Raw genomic sequence first — 22,359 nt, 5'->3', positions numbered from 1 at the left:
TAATCTGTCGAAGCCTCGAAGTCCCCTGGTCTCTTACGCGAAACACCGCGGTTAAATTTACGGCCATCTAGTTTCCTCCTTGCGATGTGCAAGTCTTTTTAAACGACCTAACTCTTTAGCAACTTCATTTCCGTTCCTACGCGTTAGTTTTGCGTCTGATTGCTTTCCGCTAGAACAATATCTGATCGCCGCATTCACCGTCATAATTACTAATCGTTTTAAATTTTTGTGTACCTCTAGTTGAGTCGCTTTTACTTCGTCTTCAAGTTCTTTTAACTTTGGTAACATCGACTCACGCTTACTTGTAACTGCGTCTAATAAAGCTCCCGCTAGTAATGTGGCTTTTGTTAAAATTTCTATTTCTCTATCTATGTTACTCATTTTCCGTAGCCCCCTCGCATTTTTTGCATAGAAAAAGGCGCCCTAAAATAGAGCGTCCTGCTGCGAGCGTAAAACCCGCACAATAAGAAAAAACCGCAACTCTTTTTAAGAGCGCGGTATTAATCGATACACGATTCTGCTAATTCAACCAAATTGGATAACACATTATCCGGATATTTTTCATCCAGTCTCTTAAGACATTCTGCATATCCCTTACTTTGAAATTTATAGGCCAAATCATCGAAAACCGATGATAACCAACCAATTTCTTCTTCTGTGCAACCGTCTAAAAAACATATGGTATCGTTCACGTCATTAAATTCTAAAATCAATTGATCCCAATATTTATAAATTGCAGGATCATTAATATGCAACTTTTTCATTTTTTCAATAATACTTGATATGTTTTGTCCGTCAATCATTTTGAACACCGTCCTTTAAGTTAAAAATAAATCAGTTCCAGTTTTTTGTAAATAAAAAAAGAGGCGTCGTGGCTTCTACCGGCTACGACGCCCAAAATCGCGGTGCTACAATACCGCTTTGTTCGGAGTTTGGACACCAGGTTTTTCACGCCTAGTGCCCTATGACAATTTACAGCCCCATAGGTAAGACACGACTCACGCCGCATCAAAGGCTTGGTGGCGGAATAATCCGCCGTAATAAAAAAGAGGCTGCGAAATTAATCGCTAACCTCTTGGAAATTGTTACACTAGATTTTTAATTCTACCATGCGCCGACTCTTGTTTGAACTCAAGCGTGTACTCGCCTACGATAAAACCACGTCGATGGTCGCCTGTGATTGCAGTGTCTTGGTGATGGAAACCACGACTACCTAACGGCTTAATTTTCGTACGGTTAATATCGATGAAGAATAATTCCGTCGGTTTTACGTTATCATTCATAATTACTGGGAAACGGCCAAACTCTGTGACGATGTGGTCCACTACTTGACCTCGACTAGTTTCAGCTTGGACAATACGGATTTTATCGCTTTGGAGGTCGCTGATTGCACGTTTTTGATTAGCCGATACAATAAACGCATACTGTCCACCACTAGCCAGACCGCCTTTTTCAAATACGGCTTGCACCAAGTCTCCCAGCATTTTAACTGCCACTGATGCGCCTGCAGCATCGATTACATTCGTTTTAATTAGTTGTCGTAATCCAGCCATATGTCGCACAATGCCGTTGTCTAGCTTGATTCCGTTGATTAGTGATTTTTCAAGTTGTAGTGCTACCTCTAACTGTTTCTTCGCTTTTTCGTAGTTATAAAGGTCATCTACTCCGTACTGCTCAACCTCTTGCGCTGAACCTGTTACTTCTACTGATTCCATAAAGATTTGCGTTACGTTATTTTGTGGAGTACGCGATTTGTATCGCGATTTCGGTGCGTCTGCTCCCTCTGGAGTCATATCGTACTGGAACTCGATTTGGGCATCTTTAACGATTGCAACCGCAGTAGTATCCGCGTATCCACGCTCAACTGTCAACTTCTTAGCCGAAGCATCAATCGCAGTAACAAGGACTAACTCCTCGTCAATCTGCGCGACTGAATGAACTACAAAAGGCTCTACGCTTTCTACCGTTAATTCTGTTGCTGTCAATGTTGCTGCGGTTGTTACCTTCGTTTTTGTATCAAACATTTTATCTTCGTACCACTGGTGGATCGTATTTGTTACTGGATTGCTGAAACCAAGTAAATTAATTAAAGGTGTTTGGTTTGGATTGAGTAAAAGTACCTCATCTACTACAGACTCTTTCTTACCTACTAAGTTTGTTGTATTGATCGCGTTTGTCATTATTGTCGTCCTCCAAATTGTTTAATTTTTTGTTTTAATCCGCTGAATGCGGCAATATCTTCGGGTGAGCCCGTGCGTTTGGCTTTAGCCTTCGCTTGTTCAAGTACAATCTGTTGATCAGTTTTATTTCCATTACCGCCGTTTGTTGCTGTCCCAATTGGTGCCGGCTTTGGCTTCATGCCCTGCAAAATGCCGAGCAGTTCGTCGAGTGCATCGCCTTCTAGCTTTGTAGCATCTAGGAACGGTTGTAATTTATCGAAGTCTTTAACGCCCGATTGTTCGACCTTCTGCGCGAATATCTCTGCTTTTTGAGTCGCCTCTTGTTTTGCTATTTGTGCTTTTAGCGCTTCAAACTCAACTACTTGCGCTCGTAACTCGTCAATTTCCGATTGTTCTGTTGTTGGCTCGTTTACTTGCGTTTCTAGAGTAGGTTGCTCGTCCAGTTTTTCATCTATCACTTACTCACCTCCCTAGAAAGCGCATCTGCGTATTCAGCTAATTCCCTTAAAAGTTCCTCAATTCGTACTTTTAATATCTCGGGCTTTTCGCATTTTTTATGCTCACGAGCTAAACGTTTAGTAATAATTTCATCAAGTTCTCTCTGTGTAAATAATTTTTCTTCTACTACTGGTTGTTTTTCTTCTGTCATTTTTAAATCCTCCTTTTAATAGGCATCGTCCTCACCGACACCTTGCTTTTTCAGCTACATATATTGACATGAATCTGTCGTTTCGCTTGATTTAAGCGACGATAGAACACTAGGTAAGGTGTTTGTTCATCTCATCACTAACCTGTGTCTAACGAAGGCTTTTCTTCGATTTCATGTACACCTTTGTTAATCCGATTTTCTATACGTTTTGCTGCTCGATAGTCCGATTCAGGAACTCGCCACTGCAAACCAACAACTCGTCCATTCTTTTGATACGTTGCTATGATTGACCAATCGCGTGACCGTTTAATGTTACGGATTTCACGAACATGCGTGGTATCGATGTAGAGCGCGAAGTTTCCGTTATCTAAGCGCCAAAAATCAGCTGACAAATAAAAACCTCCTTTACAAGACAGTGTTTTTATGTTAATGTTATATTGGATATTTATATGAATTTTTCTTTAATATAGCTAAAAAAGAATAGAATTCATCCGTTTTTTCAGAATGAAATATTTGATTAAATGAAACTAAAAAACTTTCACTTGGATTTCTTCGCATATTTTCAATATCATTCACTGCACTACGAGAAAAACCAAGTTTTTCTGCAAACTCTCTTTGCGTTAGTTTCTTATGTTTACGCATGCCATAAATTTCCCACAGAATATCCATTGTTTCCCTCCTCATTTTGATTTATCGTGTTTCATTTTGACGCTACTACCCTAAAAATAAATGCGGGCTTAATCTGCCCTTAATACCTGTATAGGTGATTTTCCGACGTATATTTCACTTCTCCAGTGGCAATATTTACAGTTAAAAACGGCTTAAATTCAGGCTTTTCAGCACGTTTTTGTTGTTTACCTTTCATCGGCGACGTGGCAATTCCTTTTGCATTCCTACGTTCAATCGCTTCTAAAGGTTTTGCTACCTCACGCATCCTAGCTGTGTCTCCAATATGTTCAGTGGTCTGCTCTACGTAGAAATAAACAGGTAAATAGGAGCCATGCTTTTTATATCGCTCAGTGGCGTCATAATCTGCTTTTCTGCAAGTATCGCAGCAATAACGACTATCCGTTCGTTTAACATCTCCCTGGCGGATATTATCGCCTTCAATCGCAAACATATTTAAGCAATATTTGTAACGGCAACTTCGGAATTTCTTTCGCTCACTTCTGTAATACTCCCAATCTAAACGGTCAGTGTACGTAACTAAGGCTGAATTACTGAAAATCAACAAGCGCATCAAATACGTAGCGATTGAATACCACTCCATGACAGATCGAATATCGTTATATAAGTCGTGCAAAGTAAAGTCAGAACGTTCGACATATGAGCGATCCGTAACAGGTGGACATATGCGGGCCTTTTCTTGGTCGGCACTTTCTGATTTCTTTACTCTCTGCAACGCCTCATATTCTAACGACCCCTTTGGCGCACGCTTTAAATACACCTCATCAACATTCGCAAATCGTTCTAGGATCGACGGCTTTTTCGGCTTCGGAAAATCCTTACTATACAACGGTTTATGTCGGGCTTTTAGAATCTTATGTGTGAACACAGAACCAGGATATACATTTTCGTACGTTATCGTTTTTCCTTCTGCTTCTGCGATTTCAATTAATGCACGACCCGCTTTACTTAATTTAGCTGCGACTGCTTTCGTCATTGGCTGGCCTCCATTATCGTGGTGTAAAAATTTAACCACACGTTGTATTTTTTGTTCATGCTCTTTTAAATACCATCACTAATATATGAGAGTGATAGATAGCGTTTATTAATGCACTCTTTTAAGCATTAATGAGCGCTAAATGTTTTAAGTCTTTATAGGTAAGTCTTTATAAGTAATTCTTTATACGGTACAGAAATTGCACCACAGTAAAGTAAAAATTACACATTGGTAAATATATATTCACAAAAGACCTTGCTTCGCTGCCCTACGTTTAGCTTCAAACTCCTCTTTTCGTTCATGCCTCTGTTGAATATCTAATAGACGCGACTGTTCATGCTTAATTCTTTTCTCTAATGCCTCTGGGAATTTGCGCTCAAATGTAGATCGGTCATCAATAGGTCGCTTAAAGAAGTACACATCGTTACCGTGAGTGGGATTGCGCTCAACTATAATTAAGTCCAATTCCTTTAAAGCCCTAATTGCTGAACCAACCGTGGTCCGACTAATACATATCGCATCCGCTATTTGGTCATGCGTCGGCCATGCGTAGCCTTCGTTATGGTTGTGACGGAGCAATAAGTACAAGTAAACAAGCATCGTTGAACCAGTAAATTTCGGATGAAACGAATAAGTTTCGAAAATTGTGTTAGGGACGCCCGTCCACCCGGCATCATACTTAAACGGTAAAGCCTTTTGTACAACTAATTCTTTTGGCGCTTCTGTCTTCTCTGTCATAAAATCGTCTCCTTTAGCAGTTTAGTAGATTGGCTGCGGATCATCATCGTCGTCTGCGTGATTGTGTTAATACCGCTTGTAATGCTGGCGAATCTTCGAAGATAAATACTTGATAGCCATGTAAATTACGGCAAGGTTCTGTCCATAATATGCGGTGACCACTAGCGGCAAGCTCGTTGGCAAGCCGTAGTGATCGGATAGCTTTCGTTTTCATGCGTGAACCTCCACTACTTCGAATAAACTCGTAATCCTCTCCTTGATTTCTGCTCTATTTTCGTAGTTCGACTGAGCCAATGCGCTTAATGATACCTCACTCATTTCGTACATCAATTGCAGGAAATCACCTAACGTATTTTCGATGTATAACTCATGAACGTCCTTAACTATTCGATAAACTTGAATCGCTGATAATGGATTGCCCCAATATAACGTGTATTGAACAGCATCCATATCGTTATAATGAAGCACGTCGATTATCGTTTGAAAACCTTCGTCAGTTTCAATTGTGGATTGTTCGATAATTACGTTGTTACTCAGTAGAGCCTCGTTGTAATATAAATAACTTTCTTTCTCCTCATTGAATACGCGGTTTAATGTTTGTGTCATAATAAAATCTCTCCCTTAGTTAATTAGTTTTTTGTATATGATCGCCGATTGATCGACGGAATTGCCTTCTACTACATACTGCACGGTAAAATTTAATTTCGTTAACACTTTCGGTTAAAAATTTGCCTCCTACTTTGTATACCCGAATGAAAATTCAGTTTCGGACATGTTTTGATAATTTCTTCCTACTTCTTATTCCCACGCAAAAATTAATTTTGATATCACTTTTTATAAAATTATCAATCTACTATATACCGCACACTAAAACGTCGTGTTTTGGGACAAATTGAATGAAAAACTTGTTCTACTATATAAGCGGACTTGGATTACCCACTTTGCAACAAGCTACGAGAAAAACTTTTATTACTTTATATTGGTCTGTAAATTGCCATTCCGTTAACACTTTTAAAGAAAAACTTCTTCCTACTGACTTATATCCACAAAATTCCCGTTTGTCGCACTTTTATTAATATTAATTTCCTTCCCCACTAAACTTATAGCCAAAAAAAATGAGTTTCGCACACTTTTACGTAAATTAATTTTCAAAATGCGGTACCATTGCGATTACGAGCTTGGTTTCTACCACCTTAAGCACCTCCTTACTCTACTTAGTGGAGTTACAAGAGTTGAATCGGGACAATCTTTTTTATAAAATATCAAAATAAGTCTAAATACCTACTAACTATATCGAAGTTATAAAAAAATAACGGTCCTCATGTGCAGCATGAAAACCGTCATATATATATAGAAACTAGTTCGTTAATTCTCTCTACGTTAACGGAATGTCGCCAACCACTCCGCTAGTTTAAATCTTTACAAAGTCGCCTGTATGTTAAATAGCTGAATACTGCACTTTGCAATACTGTTGTTATTCTGTGAGCATCGCCAACTGCTCTGATGTATGTAGCGCAATAGAATCCGTCTATCTGCGCTCCGATCGCCTTCACTCTGCATTGAATCGTCTCCAATTTATCCAACCGTCGTGGCAAGTAAGACGTGCCTAATCGTCCGATTACATATTAAGGAAATACTTTCGGTGATTGCGCAAGGATCACTAGCAATTCGATAGGTTCTGCGGTATCCAATTCGGAGAAGATAGAGCGTGCTTCATCATCCCACTTGAATAAAAGCTCATTATCACCGATATACAAAATCGCATCATCTTCGTATCCTGGTTGCTTAAATACTTCTAGATATACGCCATCAATAATCTGCGTTCTTTCAACTATATAAGAATATCCTGGCTCAACTTCGAAAATTTGCATTTTAGTAAACATTAGATAACCTCCAATTACATCAGAATGTATTTTATGCACATCGCAATGTGCTTTATAGATAATATAATATACACTACAATGTGCATTGTCAACAATAATTTGAAGTAATATATACTACAGTGTAAAATGAAATAAAAAAGGAATGTGATTAGATATGATTAAAGTACATTTATCTCGTTTATTAGGTGAGAAAAGAATGAAAATTTCTGAATTAGCAAAAGAAACAGGATTACATAGAAATGGTCTTACACGCTTATATAACGAGGAAACTGATGGAATAAAGTTCGATACATTAGAGAAGGTTTGTAAAGCTTTAAATTGCGATATTAGCGATCTAATCGAAATAGTAGACAACAAAAAAGACGACGGCCAATAACGGCTATCGTCCTTTTCTTATTTTCACTACCATGATAAAATTATGCACTTCTCGCTCGAATTGTTTTGCTTTAAGTTTAGTTATTATTTTTTAGACAAATATTTAGTATCTCAAAAATGATCATACAAACACAAGTTACAACACTGACAATTAACGCAGCTACTTCCACTGTTTTATCACCTGCCAATTAGAAAAGTTTAAGAATAAAACGTCTAATAAAATCAGCAAGCTAAATTTCGAGACAAAGAAAAAAGAGAAAAAAGCAAACCTCGAAACAAGCTAAACACTAAAAGTCTTTATTAGAGAAAATTAGTGTTTGGCAGGTCTCCTGGCTTTGCTTCATTCTCTGATTTCCTTTCCATGCGAATGCACAGTGGTTGCAATCATCGTCAGCTTTACAGTTGCGGGGACAGCGTCGGAATAGACCGAACTTCCCTATTAAACTACATATAGTAGTACCAAAACATAAATTTGTAATTTTATTTTATTCTGAATATAGAATAACTCTTTATGAAAATTATGTCAATATTTTAAAGAAATTTAAAGCTTCATAGAAAAAGCACATGCCGACTAACGGCTACGCCTCTTGTGTCTTTTAAGTTTTAATTATCTTTTTCTCTACGTTTTCAATAATCACTCATTATTTTGTACCTAGAAATGTATTCTTGTTCCGTAATTATTTCCATTATATCTTTTGGTTCGATTTTCACTTTTGGATTTACATAAGAATAAAGTTCGTATACTCCATCCTTTACTATATTGAGCGATTTTTGGATTACCCATTTCTTTACTTTTGCTTCTATTATCTCGTTCGGTAAGTATTCTAAATTATCTTTCGTGATTCCGTATTCACTATCCCAATCAGCCTCAAATGTAAAATATATATAGTAATTCAGAGGTTGTTTAAATTTAATTATGTAGTGCTTATTGTTTTTATCTTTAACCCAATCTAGTTCAATTTTTTCATCCTTTAAAAATCTTGCTAAATCAAAAAGAATCTCAGGCCTTTTTCTTGTATTACCGCCGTATGTAAGCACATTTCTATGACTTAAAAATCCATTAATTTGAAAATCACCATAAAATTTATGAATCACACGATTCCTATATTCATCTTCGTCTTCCAAGCAAAATCCTTTAGTTTCCTTACTAATATCCAATTTATTACCTTTAAATAAAATATACTTCTCATCGATATTAATTTGGATATCCTTATTTTTTAAATAATCTCCTATTGGGTTTTTTTGAGACACAGCATCTTGCAGGTTAATTATCCCTTTTTCTTTAATTGACTTACAATTGTCAATACTGGCTGTACTATGTAAGCTAACTAAATCAATATCCTTTTCTAAAAGTTTTTCATCTTCTATATTAAACGCTTCCAAAAACTCTATTACATCTGTGCTTTCTAAAACAAAATCTGAAATTTCTTCTTCTGTTAAGTCTAAAAAATCTACTAGTGATTTAATGTTGCTATTATAATCAGTCATATCAAATATCAAACTTGAACACCTCCAAATTAAATTTTACTAAATTATCCTAGTTCATTATATAGAAATATCCAAAAACCATATATTTTGTTTGACAAAGGTACACGATTTTTCAACAGAATGGCTGATGAAATTAGGAAATAGGAGAAAGTTGTTACCTTACATCTAACAAACACTAGATTAAATAAAAAATGCGGAAGGCTAAGCCCACCGCTTTTAAACATAACTAACATCCTGCGAAATTTTTAATAATTCTATCAATGATACTTCTAACATCCATAGCTTTTTGTTTAGTAACATATTCATCCCTGTATTTATTCGCATGAACAATATTCCTATATTTTCTAATTTCGGTTAATAACGTAGCATCACTTTCGTTAACTAACCGTCTTTCTTTGGCCAAAGTTATCAAGTCATTTAATGTTTTGTCCATTTTACCTAATTTTGCTGCTAATATCCCTTCTAATACTGCACCACTTAATAGTAAAGCTGACAACCAAACACCATTTTCAAAATTACTTTCAAGTTCTTCATAAAAGGTAGCGATACGTTTTCTTAAATTATCATTTATTATCCACGGAAATAAAGCCTCATAATCTTTAATACCATGATAATGTATGATCATAAATAAATCAGCTACTTCTGCTTTTTGAAAATCAGTCTGATATTCAATTATATTCCCATTAACACATTCATTAGCAAGAACTCCACTTAAAGGATCCCAGTGTTCAGTTATATATTCTATACTATAAGCACTTAATATAGGAATATGTATCTTCCACAAATTCAATTGAGTCGTCTCGTCGATTCTAGTTTCATCTATTTGAGAAGCCTTAATTTTAAATACACTTGACCTCATAATGACCTCCTTAAATTCCTTTTAATTAATATTAAACTATTTTTCTAAATAGTAACACTCCTTAAAATATAAACATAAATATCCACTTGACAACCGCACCCATTTTCAGCAGAATAGCTGCTCGCTCCGGGAAATCGGCGCAGAGAGGTTACCTATTATCGCTAGACACGTAGAAATACGCGAATAGCAACAATAAGTAACAACCGCATATTTCAGCGTCATAGTGACGTCCTGGGTTTCTCGTATGCTCCTGTTAGATTGGGATATTTCTATCCGTATGTACTCGTCTATTTATCGTCCTAGACGTGCGGTAGTCCTTAATTGAGCGTATTTGTACGCTGATTGTCCGCTTGTACATGCTTACCCTAGCCGTAACTAGCCGATAAACCATGCCGCGCCCTTAATGGTGGCGCTCACCAATTCATCGCAGCCGTAACAGGAAACGGCTTGTCTACGATATAGCCGAATTTACTGCGTTGGCTCGGCTAACCTGACGTGTTTTTTAATGACGCTTAACGGCTGCTCGTCAGTGAGCGTTCCTAAAAAAGACAATAGGAAAGCAGGCCTTTGCATTTTACGAATTTTCGAGGTAAAATAAAGGCATATAATCGCTCATATTCAGTTGTGAGTGAACACTATTTGCCTGCCAGCGATAGTGTGATCGTTTTGTTAAGGTCTAGCGCTCATAACGCTAGGCTCTTTCTTTTATCTATAAATCAAAATCATTCAATGGATTGTATTTCTCATTCTGTTCGTGTAGAGCCGTTCCCCATAGTGCGAGGTACTTTTCTGTCATACTGAGATTTTTATGTCTTAAAATTTTTTGAAGCGTGAAAACGTCTCCGCCCGACATCAAAAATCGGTGACTAAAAGTATGTCTAAACGTATGTGCTGAGAGTCGAACATCGGTAAAGTTCATGACTTCTTGTAACTTCATAAACATGTTTTTAATCGAATCGTAGGTCAATTGAGTATTGTTGTACTTTACAAATACAAAATTTGATAATATACCAAAGTGCCGTTCACAGAACAGCTTATATTCCAACAATTCCTGTAGTACCTTTGATGTTAGCGGTACAGTTTCTTGTCTACGATTTTTACCATAAATAGTCATTAAATAGTTTTCTGTATCAATATCCGACCATTGCAAATTCAGCAGCTCTCCAATGCGTATTCCTGTTCCAAGTAATGTGGTAATAATGCAACTATTCCTAAAAGCTAAAAATTGCTTATCTTTCCCTTTTGTTCGCCTGTAATATGCCAGCATTTTTCTAATATGAACATCAGTAAATACCTCAATTTGTGTATCTTCTTTCATCTTGCTTATTTTGATAATTGGATTCTTTAACAAAAACTCATTGTCTTGTAAATGATTAAAAAATGCTTTCAAATGTTTCAGTTTCGTATTTATAGTAGGTGCTGCGTTTCCACGTTCGTTTTTACAATAGAGAAGATAACTTTTGATAATTTTGGGTGTAATATCATCTACATCGACTATCTCTTTTTCATATAGCCATCTTTTAAACTCCCTAAAGAAAGCTCTGTAACTATGTAAAGTATGTTTACTTAGATTTTGCAGTTCCTTTTCATCCAAAAAATCCTGTATAGCGAATTTTAACAACACAAAAAAGACACCCCCGTTTAGATTAATGAATCTAAAGAAAGTGTCTTCGTTAATTAGAAAAGTGGCTGCGTAACCCCACTATCCTAAATCTCATTATGTAGACTCGAAAATATTGATATGACAATGTTTGTAGCGTATCACCATCCCATAGTAAAAAGCTATTCCTCGTAGGTTACTGGTGTGTACTCATAACAGGCAGGTCTCCTGACTCATGGTCATCGCTTCTTTTCTCCTTCCCGTCCAAAGACAGTGGTTGCTGAAAAGTCGCTCACATTTACAGTTGCGGGACAGTGTCGGATTTGCACCGACTTCCCTTTTAAGCAAATTGCACGCAATTTACACCTATTACTACACGCTATTCAGTTGGTAAGGAAACGAGAATACCTCGTTTTCCTATTAAAGTATTAAAATTAATTGTAAAGGAATGCCATTTAGAAGTCAATTCTTGCTCGATTAAAACACAATTTCATTCACCGAAATGGTCCTACACCTTTTGGAAACCAACAATCCTACTTTGTGGAATAGATGAATTATGTTCTATGACAAATACCTTGGAAAAATGGTCGTAATAGGTTTTATCATGAGCTTTTGGAGATAAAATAATTAACTTTCGATTTAACTCTTTTGCATATAAATGAAATACTTTGTCCTTGCGTTCATCATCTAGTGCGCTATCAAATTCATCAAGTACGATATAGCTTGGGGCAATCGAGAGGTTTTGCAATAAAGCTAAGGCAAAGAGGAGCGAGCTTAACGATTCCTCCCCTCCTGAGACACCTTTACCTACTTTGCCATTTCGTGCTTTCAAGCTAACATCCTCCATAGTACCCTGATGACCGATTTTACGAGCTTTCACATAAAGCAAGTATTTAATACGCCCTGCCTTCTCTTCTATTCTTTCTTTTTCGATATGTCCCTCAAAATGAAAAAGATCCATATACTTTTGGAACAACATATTAATCTTTGTTAAATACATATTAATGGTCGTTTCTAGTTTATCTTCTAAATCTGCTGCAAAACCCGCATTTTGCTCAAGAAGTATTTCAGCACTTGCTAATTCTGCATTTTTACGCTCAAAATCTTCTTTCATTTTTTCAAAATTTACTTCAGCATGAATATTGACCTTTTCTAGGCGTGCCGCTTCGAATGCAGCAGCTTTTTCTGCATTACCATGAATTAACCTTGCCTCAGACCATTTAATGGAGATGGATTCATCAACAACACATGCTTCGACAGGTAAAATATGCTCTAATTCCTGTAGTTTTATTACTAGACTTGCTTGGCTAGCCTCTAATTGTTCGATTTTTTCTTGCGCTCTCACCATACGTAGCCGACAGTTTGTTAGATTACTATTTATTAATTCAAGCTCTGATTCATGATTTTGTTTTAGTAATTTTAGTTGACGTTTATCATTGGACAGCTCCTCCAATTGCTCTGTCCATTGCTGATACTCTCTTTTGGAATCATTAATTGTTTTGCGTAATTCTTTTAACGTTTGTTCCATTTGCTGTACCTCGATTTGTTGCTCTGCCACTGCCCCTAGCTCCTCATAAATGCGGCACTCCTTCTCTAGCAATTGCAGCTCTTGAAAATGTTCTGCCTGATGTTTTCTAGCTGTTTCCCGCTGTGCTTCCATTTCCGCTTGCTCATCATAAATTGCTAACAATTGCTCTGTTAAAGCTTTCTGTTGACTTTCGTAGGCATGCAGTTCACTTTCCTTCAATAGCGTACTTTCAGCCTGTTGAATTTTGCGCAAGTCTCCATGCAATTGGTTAATTTGCTTGATATTATGATCATACTGCGCATTTAACTGTACTTGACGCTCTTGCAGGTTGTTTAAGTTACTCGCCTGGTCTTGTAAGGTTTGTTGAATAGCTGCATCACTTAGAATAAATTGCAGTTGTTCCTGTGCGCCTCTAGCACCACGTTCATCTATAAGCGTACCTGCCTCAATTCGAGGCGTTGAAGTGAAAAATTGCTCGATCCACCACAATGCTTTATTGGCATAGTTTTGTAGTTGCTCAGATAGTCCGCTACGCATTTGTAATCCTAAATGAGGGATATTGTCAATCATACGATTTGGTATGAGCTGCTTTAATGAAACATAATACAAATCATTCAGTGGCTTATAGCTCGCTGCATTATAAAAAATAGCGTATTTAATCGCTTCAATACTTGACTCTAACTTTAAAGGCGCACTTGGTGTCAACGAAATTAAATCACGTAATGTATATGCCTCTATACCTTGTCTATGTAAGTCTTCTAGTCCTTGTTGTTGACGAGCAGATCTTACTTTATTTTGTTGTAGCTGCTGGATGATTTTCTGCTTCTCTTGGATGGCGGAAGATAATAACTGTTTTTCCTTTAAAAATTGATGTTGCTGGAGATTTGCAGCATCTAGTTGACTTAAAATAAAACGGCTACTTTGATATAAATGGACGATCTTACGTGCTTCCACTAGATCTTTTTTCAGGTTTTCGAAATGTATCGTCACTCGTGCGCTTTCACTATTCAAAAGTCGTTCGTTTTCTCTTAATTGTTGTTCTTTTGTTTTTAGTTGCTTATCTTGCTCTTCAACTTGTTTTAGTAGAAAGGCTGTTGCTTTTTGTTTTTCCCAGGTTGTTTGTTCATCGAAACGTAGTCGCTTTGCTTTATCGGAAATTGATTCTAGCTGTGCAGAAAGCTCACTATATCGCCCTAGTAGTGTTTTTTCCTGCTGTACTTCCTCATTTAATAATGTCTTTGACTCAATAATTTGTGCTTCAACCTGTTCGCACTCATTCACTACTTGAATTAAATGTTGACCTGTACGCTCCTTTTCGTGCAACAGTAATTTTTGCTTTGTCCCTATTTGTGCTTCTTCTTCCTGCAATTGCTGAAGAATAGCTTGTGTATCAGAGCATTCATTTGAATATTTTTGCAGTAGAACATTTGTATATGTATAATACAGACGACCGTTTTCCAGAATACGTTTTTTATTATTTAAAAAGGCGTTGAGATCATTTTCTGCAATGGTTAGATTATGTTCAGCTGTTTTTACAATGGACGATAAATGGATGATTTCTTGTTTAGCTTCTCTAATTCCTTCTAATGCCGCTTCCCATTCTTTTTGCATATCAGCAATATGAAACATATTACTAAATTGACGAAATCTTTCCTCAGGGTTCATGGCGGCAAATTGGTTCACTTCTTGCTGATACCAAATTAAATGATACAAATCTGGATCAATTTTATATTTAATTTGTAAATCTTCTTTGTAAGCTCCGAAATTCCGTCCTGCTATATTGCCAGAAGTATAAGATGTTATGTTCGTTAACGTATCTTCTGAATCTCCTGTTGTTATACGATACTCTTTTTGCAAGGCACCATTTTTCACAGCTTGTTGTACAATTAATTCAAATGCAATAAATGGCGGCGCATCAATGCGGGTCATGCCTTCATTTTTAAACACTAACGATAATTTCGCATACCATGCTTCATTTGCTTGTAAATTACTCGAGCGTAGCCCTTCAATATCTACTTTTGCAGAATATAATATAGCCCCTATGCAAAACGTTAATGTTGACTTTCCGACACCATTTGGACCTGTTATTAATACGTGTTCATCGGCTTCACCTAGTATCACCCTTGTTGGTGGATAGTCACGTACACCCTGTATTTTCAACACGTAAGGAATCATTCTTTGTCCTCCTCCACATGTAAGTTATAACGGTTAAAAAATTTCATCACTTCTTCTTTATTCAACTTTGTTTCTTGCGCAAATTCGACTGTACGACGTAAAAAAGATTCGGAGAATAAATGAACACCTATTGTTGTTAATTGATATGCCTCTTCTGAAGATGCTTCATAATCTTCAACAGCTCCCACCTTTTTTAATTGGTCGATATTACTTTTCATTCTTCTATTAGCATTTAAAGACTCATGGCCAAAATCAACTAAAATTTGATGTACTAATGTAAATTCATGGCCTAATACTTCTTGCTGGTAAAACATATAGAGTAAAATCGCCAATGCTTCACTACTCAATGTAGATTTTGCATTTTTCGCTGTGATTCGCATCATGACAACAACACGATCACGCCTCTCATCATAAATAATTTTGAAATAGCGATTTAAAGCTCCATTTACGCGATCTATAAAGGATTGCAAAGCATTGTCGTCATTTTTTATACCTAATAATTTTTCTAACTCCTTCCGACGCAATCCATAATTCGCTCCCTTAATAGAGGCAGATGATGAAAACAGTAATTGCATAAAAGCCAATTCTTCCTCTGTCGTTAAATAGCCTTTTAGATGATCAATCATCGCTAAAGAGCTTATATATGGTATATCGTTTGTCGTCATCATTAATCCACTCCCATTCTTTTTCAAAGTTTGCCGTCTCCGCTTTAGGTGACCTGTCTATTTTTTTACTGCTTGTTAAAGCAGAAACAGCGAGCATTGATAAAACGGCATCATGCCATTTGTTCGAGCTAGCTCGCACGATTAATTCCTCTATTTCACTCTCTCCATGGTCATCTAAGTAACTTTCTATTTTCGTTGTGTCGATTTGGGCCTTTGTCATTTGCCAAGCAGCTTGCTCAAACATTTCTTCAATGGAATCTCCCACCATTTCTACTTCTCTATATTCTGGCTCCTCTCGGTCAATGATATCTCCCTCACGTTTTGGCTCATAGGTGGCTAAATAATGGATAGCATCATTAATATCTTGATGTCCTATAGGTGCAGCAAACTTTACCGGCATCCACATGCCATCAAATGTTTCTTCTTCATATTGATTTTGTTCCATAAAGCTAAAGATATCATGTGCTGTCGGGATATTACTATGCAAGGGTGGGTTATACATCGCCAAGATGAAATTTCGTACTTTTTCAGGGGAAATAGCCTCTTCCATCGGTGTTAATTGCATCGTAACGAAACGCACATATTTAGTTAATACGCTTAAACTTAATGTTGTGCCCTTTGTAATGGCTGCCGTTCCACGGTGCATCAAGTCACTCATTACAAGACTTTCCTCTATCGTTTGGAATTGTGCTAAACGCTCCGTCATTTTTTCCTCTAGCCCCAACATTAACTGATTGATTTTTTCTAGTTGTGGCAAGGCATTGCGATCAGCCAAAAATTCAAGCTGTCTATTTTCTAATTGCTCAACGGCTTGCTCTACATTATAAATCATCGACGCAATTTTATTTCCACCTGAAATGCCTTTATCATCATAGGCTGCACTAATTTCTGCATCACGTCTTGCCTGAAATAGTGAACGGCCAATATCATCTTGTAAATAATAAGCAAGTGCATCATTTCCCATACGAATTAAGCCATCCATCATACGCTTGCCTCTGTCCATTAATTTAATTTGCCGCGTCTGCTTTACAACCCAATTATTGCGTTCTAAAATATGGAGCACACGTTGAATGTACTGAAGCGTCGGTGGCTCAGAGTCATTCTCATATGTATGGCGGTAGCGATAATAAAGCGTATCTTCATGATCAATCGGATCTCCAATACCTAAAGATGCCGTATTTAATAATTGAATAATATTTAAAAAGCGGATAATTTCCATTGGTGAATCATACATTTTTTCCGTGCTTAAGTCTTTTAAGACAGCTGACAGAGAAGCTAAATCTCGCATTGATTTCATAAATTCAGCTGAAAAATAATCACTGTGAAAAATCGAAATGGGTGCATTTACATCCACATTTTCCATTCGTTCACTCCTCCCAATTGTTGCTCTTGCTCATGACGATTTTCATGCTGAAGCCACTGCTCGTAAGTTTCAATATCCGTAAAAATTTGCGAATCTCGTCCAATAATTTTAAAGGGACAAGAAAGAAGCTGAATAGCTTTTTTAGCAATTGTTAGTCCTGCCTCATCATAATCCGTCCAAATCAGTACTTGTTGTATGGAACTTTTAAGCAACTGTTTGATAAATTGCTTATGAGCGGATCGAATTTGCCCATCCAAACAAAGCACAAATGAATGGCTTTCTCGTAGAAATTCACTTTCCGTTGCCATACGTGTTAAAATAGCCCTATTTTCCACAAGCCATAGTGTCGTGTTGGAAGTTGTAAATGTCGTTTGTAACACTGTATTATCTGTTGTTGCATGAACTGCACCAAGATGATAGGAGGCTAGCTCTGATTGTGCATGTCCAGTAAAATAGATTGGCACGATTTTTCCTGAGCTTACAAGGCCATAAGACGGGGCATCGATGCCTAATTGTGCGAGATGGGCTAAAAATTCCTCTCGCTCCTGATCAAACATTTTCGAACCACCAATTCGATCTTCATATGTCGCACCTATTTCTTTAAAGTCAAATAAGTCTTTTTGCTGAGCAAGCTGGTACATAGCAATACAAAACTGCATAAACTTTAATTGCTTTACACGACTCCAATAACGAGGCATTGCTTCCGCTGACAGTGCATGTAGAAACAGTGGCGACATTTGTAGGTCATCCGCTTGCTTTCGTAACTGTTCTAGTTGTAGCTCATATTGCTGTTGTTCTTTACTTTTACGATATTTAAGCGCAAACAGATAGGCGGGACCCATCCGATAGACATCATCTTTGATACTTATACCATCTACATGATAACGAATCTCTCGTATTATCCACCCTTCCTGGAGCCAGTCCTGAATCGTTTCAAATGGTTCATTTAGTAGGCGATTTACTTTTGGTGAAAATTTATATTTCACAAGCTCCTGTGGAATAGTTGTCTTCCAAATGGGCTGCTTTGCTACTTTGATTTGGGCAACCTTTTTGTAAATACGTGCGGACCTTCTTACAATCGTTACTGTTTGAATAGGCCCTTGGTATTCAACCTTCTCAATTTTTTCACCTGCCCTCAAAACAACTTCGTTTAAAAATTCAATTGAGGTCTTTTCTTCATATTCCACTATAGATTCCCCTTTATCTCTTCAAGAGACTATTTATTGCTTTATTATACTATGTTGGACAGGGTATTACTTATCGAATTAACGAAGGGCTAGTCCTCTACAACAAAAAAAGCCTCACATAAATGTGGGCTTTCATAACCTATTGAATCCTCACGTCCCCAAAACATACTGCGCTAAGACGCTTTGCACTTTATAAATATTTGTCGCCTTATTGAAGTTTTTTTGAATCGGCAACGGACTGCCAGACACCCATATTTTGAGCTCTGCATCTAAATCAAATGTACCGGCTGTTTCTACTGAAAAATGAACGATATTTTTATAGGGAATGGAATGATACTCCGTTTTCTTGCCAGTCACCCCTTGCTTATCGATGAGGATTAATCGTTTATTGGTAAAAATAAACGTGTCTCTAATAATTTTATAGGCATTCTTGATTGTCTCGTTTGGAATTAATAAATCATGGACCTCCTCCTGTAGTTTTTCTAAATTCACCTCGCTTGCATTGCCGATTAATCCATCAAATAAGCCCATTATCTGTCCCCCTTTCGCTGTCGTTTATTTAATGTATTACAAAAAAGTAAGAGCTACGACAGAAAATGATGGTATTATTTAGCATACAGAGGGGGTGAGAGGTTGCGAACAATGATGATTGCTTTATTGTCTCTAATAGCCGTTGTTTTACTAGGATGTAATGAAAATAGTGTACCCGATGGTGATGTAGCTAAGGTCAGCATTTCTATTGGTGCTAAATTTTACAAGGTGAACACTGATTTTTTTAAAGAATATACGGATGAAGAATCACTTACACTATTCCAACAAGTCATTGCAACAGCGGTCAAAAACGAGGGTATTGTCGATATGGCTAAACCTGAATATGATGTACAAATAGTGGATACGGCAGGAAACAAATATGGCTATCACCTTTGGTTAGGTGATAAAGATCAAAACAGTAGTTTGATGCATGTCAAGGATACCCATTCAATTTACACAATTTCAGAGGATTTCACTGAGAAATTAGCTGCGCTGGTTCGACAATAAAAAACACTTTCCACGTATTCTAGGAAAGTGTTTTTACGATCAATTAGTGCCATTGTGTGGCTTTTCGTAGTATTGATGGAGGTGCTTATTTAGGACTAAACAATCTTGAAAATATCTATTTCTTGCCTAGACACGAAATTGATTTGTTAACTTTTGTAAGTTATCGGCTTGAACACTTAAATCCTGTGTGACATGATTAACAGCTTGCATAGAGGCTGTTTGCTCATCCATTGAATGTAACACAGCTTCTGTATAATTCGATAGCTTGCCCATGCCAGCTGCGATGGTTGTCACAGTGGATGCCACTTCATTGGCGCTGCTTGAAAGCTGCTCAGCTGTCGTCGAAATATCCTCAAGCTGACTCGTCATCTGACTAACATGCTGTGAGATCGTGCCAAATGATTTTGTTGCCTCGTCAATGACATAGACCCCCTGTTGGACATTTTTCAAATCATCTTCCACTGATGAAGCGACCTGTTTTGTATCACTTTCTATTCCCACAACTAAATCTACAATTTGTGTAGCGGAGTGCTTTGATTGCTCTGCTAATTGGCGTACTTCTTCAGCTACAACGGCGAAGCCTTTACCATGCTCTCCAGCGCGTGCTGCTTCTATCGCCGCATTTAATGCTAATAGATTCGTTTGATCCGTAATAGCTGTAATCATGTCTGTCATCGATTTAATATCTGACATTTTAAGGGATAATTGCTGCATCAGCCCACTCGTTTTTTCTGTTGATGAGGAAATGAATTGCATTTGTTCTTTTGCCACATGTAAAATATTTGCACCATTTCCCGCTATTTCGCTGGCATCTTTCGCATGCACGAACACATCTTGTGTGGCTACTGTAATTCGCTCAATTCCATCAACGGTTTCTTGCATAGACTGGGCACTATCATTCGCAGATTGCGCCGCTTGCTTCAAGCCGTCTGACGTCTTCTCCATTTGTTGATCGACTTCTTCCACAGCTAGCGTAATTTCATTCGTACTTGCCGATAATTCCTCAATGCTTGCTGATAAATCCGTAGAGCTGTGTGCGATTTTTTGTGTCATTGTTCGTAATTGTTCCTGCATCTCTAAAAAGGATTGCGCTAGTTGAGAAATTTCACTATTGTCACGAACCTCAATGACAACTGTATCTAATTGGCCTGCCGTAATCCCTTGTGCTGCCTCTGTTAATTGTTTGATAGGCTGTATCACTTTGTAGTGGACATACACCGTGTAAGATAGTGTAATAGCGATTCCTACAATCGTTAACACGGTAGAAAACCAATCTAATGTCGTTACATTGGCTAAATCGATGAATAAAATAATAATCATTAAAACATTTAAAACGGAAAAGCCAAGTAAACTCTTTTTTCGTAAACTCATAACAAATTCCCCCAACTAAAATATGTCTTCCATACCATTATTATAGTTGAATAATCCTAAAACGCATAAGGATACGCTCTATTTTCACATGAGGAAAGGTCTACAAAAAAAGACTGTAGACAGCCTTTTAGGGCATGTCTACAGTCCATCATTTCTCGCTTTATTTTAATTTCATGATACTAGAGCCCGCAATACCTGGGTGTGTCATTTCATAAGGATCTAAAATTAAGTCTAATTGTTCTTTTGTTAGGACGCCTTCTTCAATGCAAAGCTCACGAATGGAACGACCAGTTAGAATGGCTTCACGTGCAAGACGTGCTGCTACTTCATAGCCAATATGTGGGTTTACAGCAGTTAGTACCCCTACACTTTTCTCAACATATTCTTTCATGCGCTCTTCATTTGCTTCGATATCTTTTAAGCAGTTTTCTGTAAACGCACGGAAAACATTATTCATAATGCTAATGGATTGGATTAGGTTGAACACTAATACAGGCTCCATTACGTTTAATTCTAATTGGCCAGCTTCAGATGCTAGAGAGATTGTATGGTCATTCCCGATTACTTGGAAGGCTACTTGGTTCAGTACCTCTGGCATAACTGGGTTGACTTTACCTGGCATAATTGAAGATCCTGGTTGACGAGCTGGTAACAGGATTTCTCCTAAGCCTGCGCGTGGACCAGAAGCCATTAAACGTAAGTCGTTAGCAATTTTAGACATATTAATCATACAGATTTTTAAAGCACCTGATACTTCTGTATAAGCATCTGTATTTTGTGTCGCGTCCACTAAATGTGTCGCACCTTTTAATGGTAAACCAGAAATTTCAGCAAGATGCTCATCAACGGATTTAATGTAGTCTGGGAAGGCATTTAAGCCTGTTCCGACAGCCGTTGCACCCATGTTCACATCATATAAATTTGGACGTGTTTGACGAATGCGTACGATATCACGGTTAATCACGCGGCAATAAGCTTCAAACTCTTGTCCTAAGCGAATTGGCACGGCATCCTGTAAATGCGTACGACCCATTTTAATGACATGTGCAAATTGCTCTGCTTTTTGATGGAAAACCGATTGCATATAATCCATCGTTACTAATAATTCATCTATTAAATTTAACACAGCGATATGAATAGCTGTTGGGAACGCATCATTTGTTGATTGTGACATATTAACATGACTGTTTGGACTTACTGTGTGATAGTCACCTTTTTCTTTCCCCAAAATTTCTAGGGCACGGTTGGCGATGACTTCATTAGCATTCATATTGATGGATGTACCTGCTCCACCTTGGATTGGGTCTACAAGGAATTCTGCATCCCATTTGCCATCAATTACTTCTTGTGCTGCTTCGACAATTGCCTCACCAATTTCTTTTGATAATAGGTGTACTTCCATATTACTTAAAGCCGCTGCCTTCTTCACAATCCCCATCGCCTTAATAAGTGAAGAGTGAATTGTGTAGCCTGTAATTGGGAAGTTTTCCGTTGCACGTAATGTTTGAATTCCGTAATAAGCCTCTGCTGGTAATACGCGCTCACCTAAAAAATCTTTTTCTATACGTTGTGTTGACATGATTGTCGTCTCCTTTTA

Annotated in this window: 24 protein-coding genes and 2 riboswitches; of the genes, 2 read left to right on the top strand and 22 right to left on the bottom strand. The window is 37.4% G+C overall.

Going from position 1 to position 22,359, the window contains the following annotated elements:
* Positions 1-57: 57 nt before the first annotated feature.
* The 12 genes from JTI58_RS20280 to JTI58_RS20225 form a co-directional block, all read right to left on the bottom strand.
* Positions 58-381, bottom strand: a complete 324-nt coding sequence (locus tag JTI58_RS20280; RefSeq protein ID WP_205443326.1) for a hypothetical protein — start codon at positions 379-381, stop codon at positions 58-60.
* Between the two features lie 119 nt (positions 382-500).
* Positions 501-803, bottom strand: coding sequence for a hypothetical protein (locus JTI58_RS20275; RefSeq protein ID WP_205443325.1), 303 nt, complete (start codon positions 801-803; stop codon positions 501-503).
* A gap of 282 nt (positions 804-1,085) precedes the next feature.
* Positions 1,086-2,180 (bottom strand): SU10 major capsid protein, encoded by a 1,095-nt coding sequence (locus JTI58_RS20270; protein ID WP_205443323.1) that lies wholly within the window; start codon positions 2,178-2,180, stop codon positions 1,086-1,088.
* Complete coding sequence (locus tag JTI58_RS20265) at positions 2,180-2,638, bottom strand: hypothetical protein (RefSeq protein ID WP_205443322.1); 459 nt, start codon at positions 2,636-2,638, stop codon at positions 2,180-2,182. Before JTI58_RS20265 ends, JTI58_RS20270 begins: the two co-directional genes overlap by 1 nt.
* A complete protein-coding gene (locus tag JTI58_RS20260; RefSeq protein ID WP_205443321.1) occupies positions 2,635-2,829 on the bottom strand; it encodes a hypothetical protein in 195 nt (64 codons plus the stop codon). Before JTI58_RS20260 ends, JTI58_RS20265 begins: the two co-directional genes overlap by 4 nt.
* 137 nt (positions 2,830-2,966) lie before the next feature.
* Positions 2,967-3,221 (bottom strand): hypothetical protein, encoded by a 255-nt coding sequence (locus JTI58_RS20255; RefSeq protein WP_205443320.1) that lies wholly within the window; start codon positions 3,219-3,221, stop codon positions 2,967-2,969.
* Positions 3,222-3,261: 40 nt separating this feature from the next.
* A complete protein-coding gene (locus JTI58_RS20250; RefSeq protein WP_205443319.1) occupies positions 3,262-3,498 on the bottom strand; it encodes a helix-turn-helix domain-containing protein in 237 nt (78 codons plus the stop codon).
* Positions 3,499-3,577: 79 nt separating this feature from the next.
* On the bottom strand, positions 3,578-4,492 hold the full coding sequence (locus JTI58_RS20245) for a hypothetical protein (protein ID WP_205443318.1): 915 nt from the start codon (positions 4,490-4,492) through the stop codon (positions 3,578-3,580).
* Between the two features lie 243 nt (positions 4,493-4,735).
* Positions 4,736-5,230 carry a helix-turn-helix domain-containing protein gene (locus tag JTI58_RS20240; RefSeq protein WP_205443317.1) on the bottom strand — a complete coding sequence of 165 codons (495 nt, stop codon included), beginning with the start codon at positions 5,228-5,230 and terminating at the stop codon, positions 4,736-4,738.
* A gap of 43 nt (positions 5,231-5,273) precedes the next feature.
* Complete coding sequence (locus JTI58_RS20235) at positions 5,274-5,444, bottom strand: hypothetical protein (RefSeq protein ID WP_205443316.1); 171 nt, start codon at positions 5,442-5,444, stop codon at positions 5,274-5,276.
* Complete coding sequence (locus JTI58_RS20230; RefSeq protein WP_205443315.1) at positions 5,441-5,836, bottom strand: hypothetical protein; 396 nt, start codon at positions 5,834-5,836, stop codon at positions 5,441-5,443. Before JTI58_RS20230 ends, JTI58_RS20235 begins: the two co-directional genes overlap by 4 nt.
* A gap of 1,019 nt (positions 5,837-6,855) precedes the next feature.
* Positions 6,856-7,113 carry a hypothetical protein gene (locus tag JTI58_RS20225; protein WP_205443314.1) on the bottom strand — a complete coding sequence of 86 codons (258 nt, stop codon included), beginning with the start codon at positions 7,111-7,113 and terminating at the stop codon, positions 6,856-6,858.
* Between the two features lie 154 nt (positions 7,114-7,267).
* On the opposite strand from JTI58_RS20225, the gene JTI58_RS20220 reads away from it, so the two are divergent.
* A complete protein-coding gene (locus tag JTI58_RS20220; RefSeq protein ID WP_205443313.1) occupies positions 7,268-7,489 on the top strand; it encodes a helix-turn-helix domain-containing protein in 222 nt (73 codons plus the stop codon).
* 301 nt (positions 7,490-7,790) lie between these two features.
* Positions 7,791-7,967: riboswitch (cobalamin riboswitch) on the bottom strand.
* Positions 7,968-8,115: 148 nt separating this feature from the next.
* Here JTI58_RS20220 and JTI58_RS20215 read toward each other — a convergent pair.
* From JTI58_RS20215 to JTI58_RS20180, 8 genes are all read right to left on the bottom strand, one after another.
* Positions 8,116-8,988 carry a hypothetical protein gene (locus JTI58_RS20215; protein ID WP_205443312.1) on the bottom strand — a complete coding sequence of 291 codons (873 nt, stop codon included), beginning with the start codon at positions 8,986-8,988 and terminating at the stop codon, positions 8,116-8,118.
* A 214-nt stretch (positions 8,989-9,202) separates the two neighbouring features.
* Entirely contained in the window at positions 9,203-9,835 is a 633-nt protein-coding gene (locus JTI58_RS20210) for a hypothetical protein (protein WP_205443311.1), read from the bottom strand.
* 709 nt (positions 9,836-10,544) lie between these two features.
* Positions 10,545-11,459: a tyrosine-type recombinase/integrase gene (locus JTI58_RS20205; protein WP_205443310.1), complete on the bottom strand. Its 915-nt coding sequence runs from the start codon at positions 11,457-11,459 to the stop codon at positions 10,545-10,547.
* 177 nt (positions 11,460-11,636) lie between these two features.
* A riboswitch (cobalamin riboswitch) is annotated at positions 11,637-11,820 on the bottom strand.
* Between the two features lie 123 nt (positions 11,821-11,943).
* Positions 11,944-15,138, bottom strand: coding sequence for an SMC family protein (locus tag JTI58_RS20200; RefSeq protein WP_205443309.1), 3,195 nt, complete (start codon positions 15,136-15,138; stop codon positions 11,944-11,946).
* Complete coding sequence (locus tag JTI58_RS20195) at positions 15,135-15,803, bottom strand: hypothetical protein (RefSeq protein WP_205447477.1); 669 nt, start codon at positions 15,801-15,803, stop codon at positions 15,135-15,137. Before JTI58_RS20195 ends, JTI58_RS20200 begins: the two co-directional genes overlap by 4 nt.
* A complete protein-coding gene (locus JTI58_RS20190; protein ID WP_205443308.1) occupies positions 15,757-17,166 on the bottom strand; it encodes a hypothetical protein in 1,410 nt (469 codons plus the stop codon). Before JTI58_RS20190 ends, JTI58_RS20195 begins: the two co-directional genes overlap by 47 nt.
* Complete coding sequence (locus JTI58_RS20185) at positions 17,148-18,353, bottom strand: DUF2399 domain-containing protein (protein WP_205443307.1); 1,206 nt, start codon at positions 18,351-18,353, stop codon at positions 17,148-17,150. Before JTI58_RS20185 ends, JTI58_RS20190 begins: the two co-directional genes overlap by 19 nt.
* 150 nt (positions 18,354-18,503) lie before the next feature.
* Complete coding sequence (locus JTI58_RS20180; protein WP_205443306.1) at positions 18,504-18,884, bottom strand: PH domain-containing protein; 381 nt, start codon at positions 18,882-18,884, stop codon at positions 18,504-18,506.
* Between the two features lie 111 nt (positions 18,885-18,995).
* On the opposite strand from JTI58_RS20180, the gene JTI58_RS20175 reads away from it, so the two are divergent.
* A complete protein-coding gene (locus tag JTI58_RS20175; RefSeq protein ID WP_243456431.1) occupies positions 18,996-19,391 on the top strand; it encodes a YhfM domain-containing protein in 396 nt (131 codons plus the stop codon).
* A 126-nt stretch (positions 19,392-19,517) separates the two neighbouring features.
* Here the strand turns inward: JTI58_RS20175 and JTI58_RS20170 are convergent, their stop codons facing one another.
* Both JTI58_RS20170 and aspA read right to left on the bottom strand, forming a co-directional pair.
* Entirely contained in the window at positions 19,518-20,762 is a 1,245-nt protein-coding gene (locus JTI58_RS20170; RefSeq protein WP_205443303.1) for a methyl-accepting chemotaxis protein, read from the bottom strand.
* 160 nt (positions 20,763-20,922) lie between these two features.
* The gene (aspA, locus tag JTI58_RS20165; protein ID WP_205443302.1) at positions 20,923-22,341 is read right to left on the bottom strand and encodes an aspartate ammonia-lyase; all 1,419 of its coding nucleotides are present in this window, start codon (positions 22,339-22,341) and stop codon (positions 20,923-20,925) included.
* Between the last annotated feature and the right edge of the window lie 18 nt (positions 22,342-22,359).

This window comes from Lysinibacillus fusiformis (assembly GCF_016925635.1).
GTDB lineage: Bacteria > Bacillota > Bacilli > Bacillales_A > Planococcaceae > Lysinibacillus > Lysinibacillus fusiformis_F.
The sequence above is the reverse complement of the archived record's forward strand: the minus strand, read 5'-3'. Positions and strand labels throughout refer to the sequence as shown.

What these genes read in the sequence shown, in the direction of transcription:
- JTI58_RS20280 (WP_205443326.1), bottom strand. Translation starts at nt 381, where the DNA reads ATGAGTAACATAGATAGAGAAATAGAAATTTTAACAAAAGCCACATTA.
- JTI58_RS20275 (WP_205443325.1), bottom strand. Translation starts at nt 803, where the DNA reads ATGATTGACGGACAAAACATATCAAGTATTATTGAAAAAATGAAAAAG.
- JTI58_RS20270 (WP_205443323.1), bottom strand. Translation starts at nt 2,180, where the DNA reads ATGACAAACGCGATCAATACAACAAACTTAGTAGGTAAGAAAGAGTCT.
- JTI58_RS20260 (WP_205443321.1), bottom strand. Translation starts at nt 2,829, where the DNA reads ATGACAGAAGAAAAACAACCAGTAGTAGAAGAAAAATTATTTACACAG.
- JTI58_RS20250 (WP_205443319.1), bottom strand. Translation starts at nt 3,498, where the DNA reads ATGGATATTCTGTGGGAAATTTATGGCATGCGTAAACATAAGAAACTA.
- JTI58_RS20245 (WP_205443318.1), bottom strand. Translation starts at nt 4,492, where the DNA reads ATGACGAAAGCAGTCGCAGCTAAATTAAGTAAAGCGGGTCGTGCATTA.
- JTI58_RS20240 (WP_205443317.1), bottom strand. Translation starts at nt 5,230, where the DNA reads ATGACAGAGAAGACAGAAGCGCCAAAAGAATTAGTTGTACAAAAGGCT.
- JTI58_RS20235 (WP_205443316.1), bottom strand. Translation starts at nt 5,444, where the DNA reads ATGAAAACGAAAGCTATCCGATCACTACGGCTTGCCAACGAGCTTGCC.
- JTI58_RS20230 (WP_205443315.1), bottom strand. Translation starts at nt 5,836, where the DNA reads ATGACACAAACATTAAACCGCGTATTCAATGAGGAGAAAGAAAGTTAT.
- JTI58_RS20225 (WP_205443314.1), bottom strand. Translation starts at nt 7,113, where the DNA reads ATGTTTACTAAAATGCAAATTTTCGAAGTTGAGCCAGGATATTCTTAT.
- JTI58_RS20220 (WP_205443313.1), top strand. Translation starts at nt 7,268, where the DNA reads ATGATTAAAGTACATTTATCTCGTTTATTAGGTGAGAAAAGAATGAAA.
- JTI58_RS20210 (WP_205443311.1), bottom strand. Translation starts at nt 9,835, where the DNA reads ATGAGGTCAAGTGTATTTAAAATTAAGGCTTCTCAAATAGATGAAACT.
- JTI58_RS20200 (WP_205443309.1), bottom strand. Translation starts at nt 15,138, where the DNA reads ATGATTCCTTACGTGTTGAAAATACAGGGTGTACGTGACTATCCACCA.
- JTI58_RS20195 (WP_205447477.1), bottom strand. Translation starts at nt 15,803, where the DNA reads ATGACGACAAACGATATACCATATATAAGCTCTTTAGCGATGATTGAT.
- JTI58_RS20190 (WP_205443308.1), bottom strand. Translation starts at nt 17,166, where the DNA reads ATGGAAAATGTGGATGTAAATGCACCCATTTCGATTTTTCACAGTGAT.
- JTI58_RS20180 (WP_205443306.1), bottom strand. Translation starts at nt 18,884, where the DNA reads ATGGGCTTATTTGATGGATTAATCGGCAATGCAAGCGAGGTGAATTTA.
- JTI58_RS20175 (WP_243456431.1), top strand. Translation starts at nt 18,996, where the DNA reads ATGATGATTGCTTTATTGTCTCTAATAGCCGTTGTTTTACTAGGATGT.
- JTI58_RS20170 (WP_205443303.1), bottom strand. Translation starts at nt 20,762, where the DNA reads ATGAGTTTACGAAAAAAGAGTTTACTTGGCTTTTCCGTTTTAAATGTT.
- aspA (WP_205443302.1), bottom strand. Translation starts at nt 22,341, where the DNA reads ATGTCAACACAACGTATAGAAAAAGATTTTTTAGGTGAGCGCGTATTA.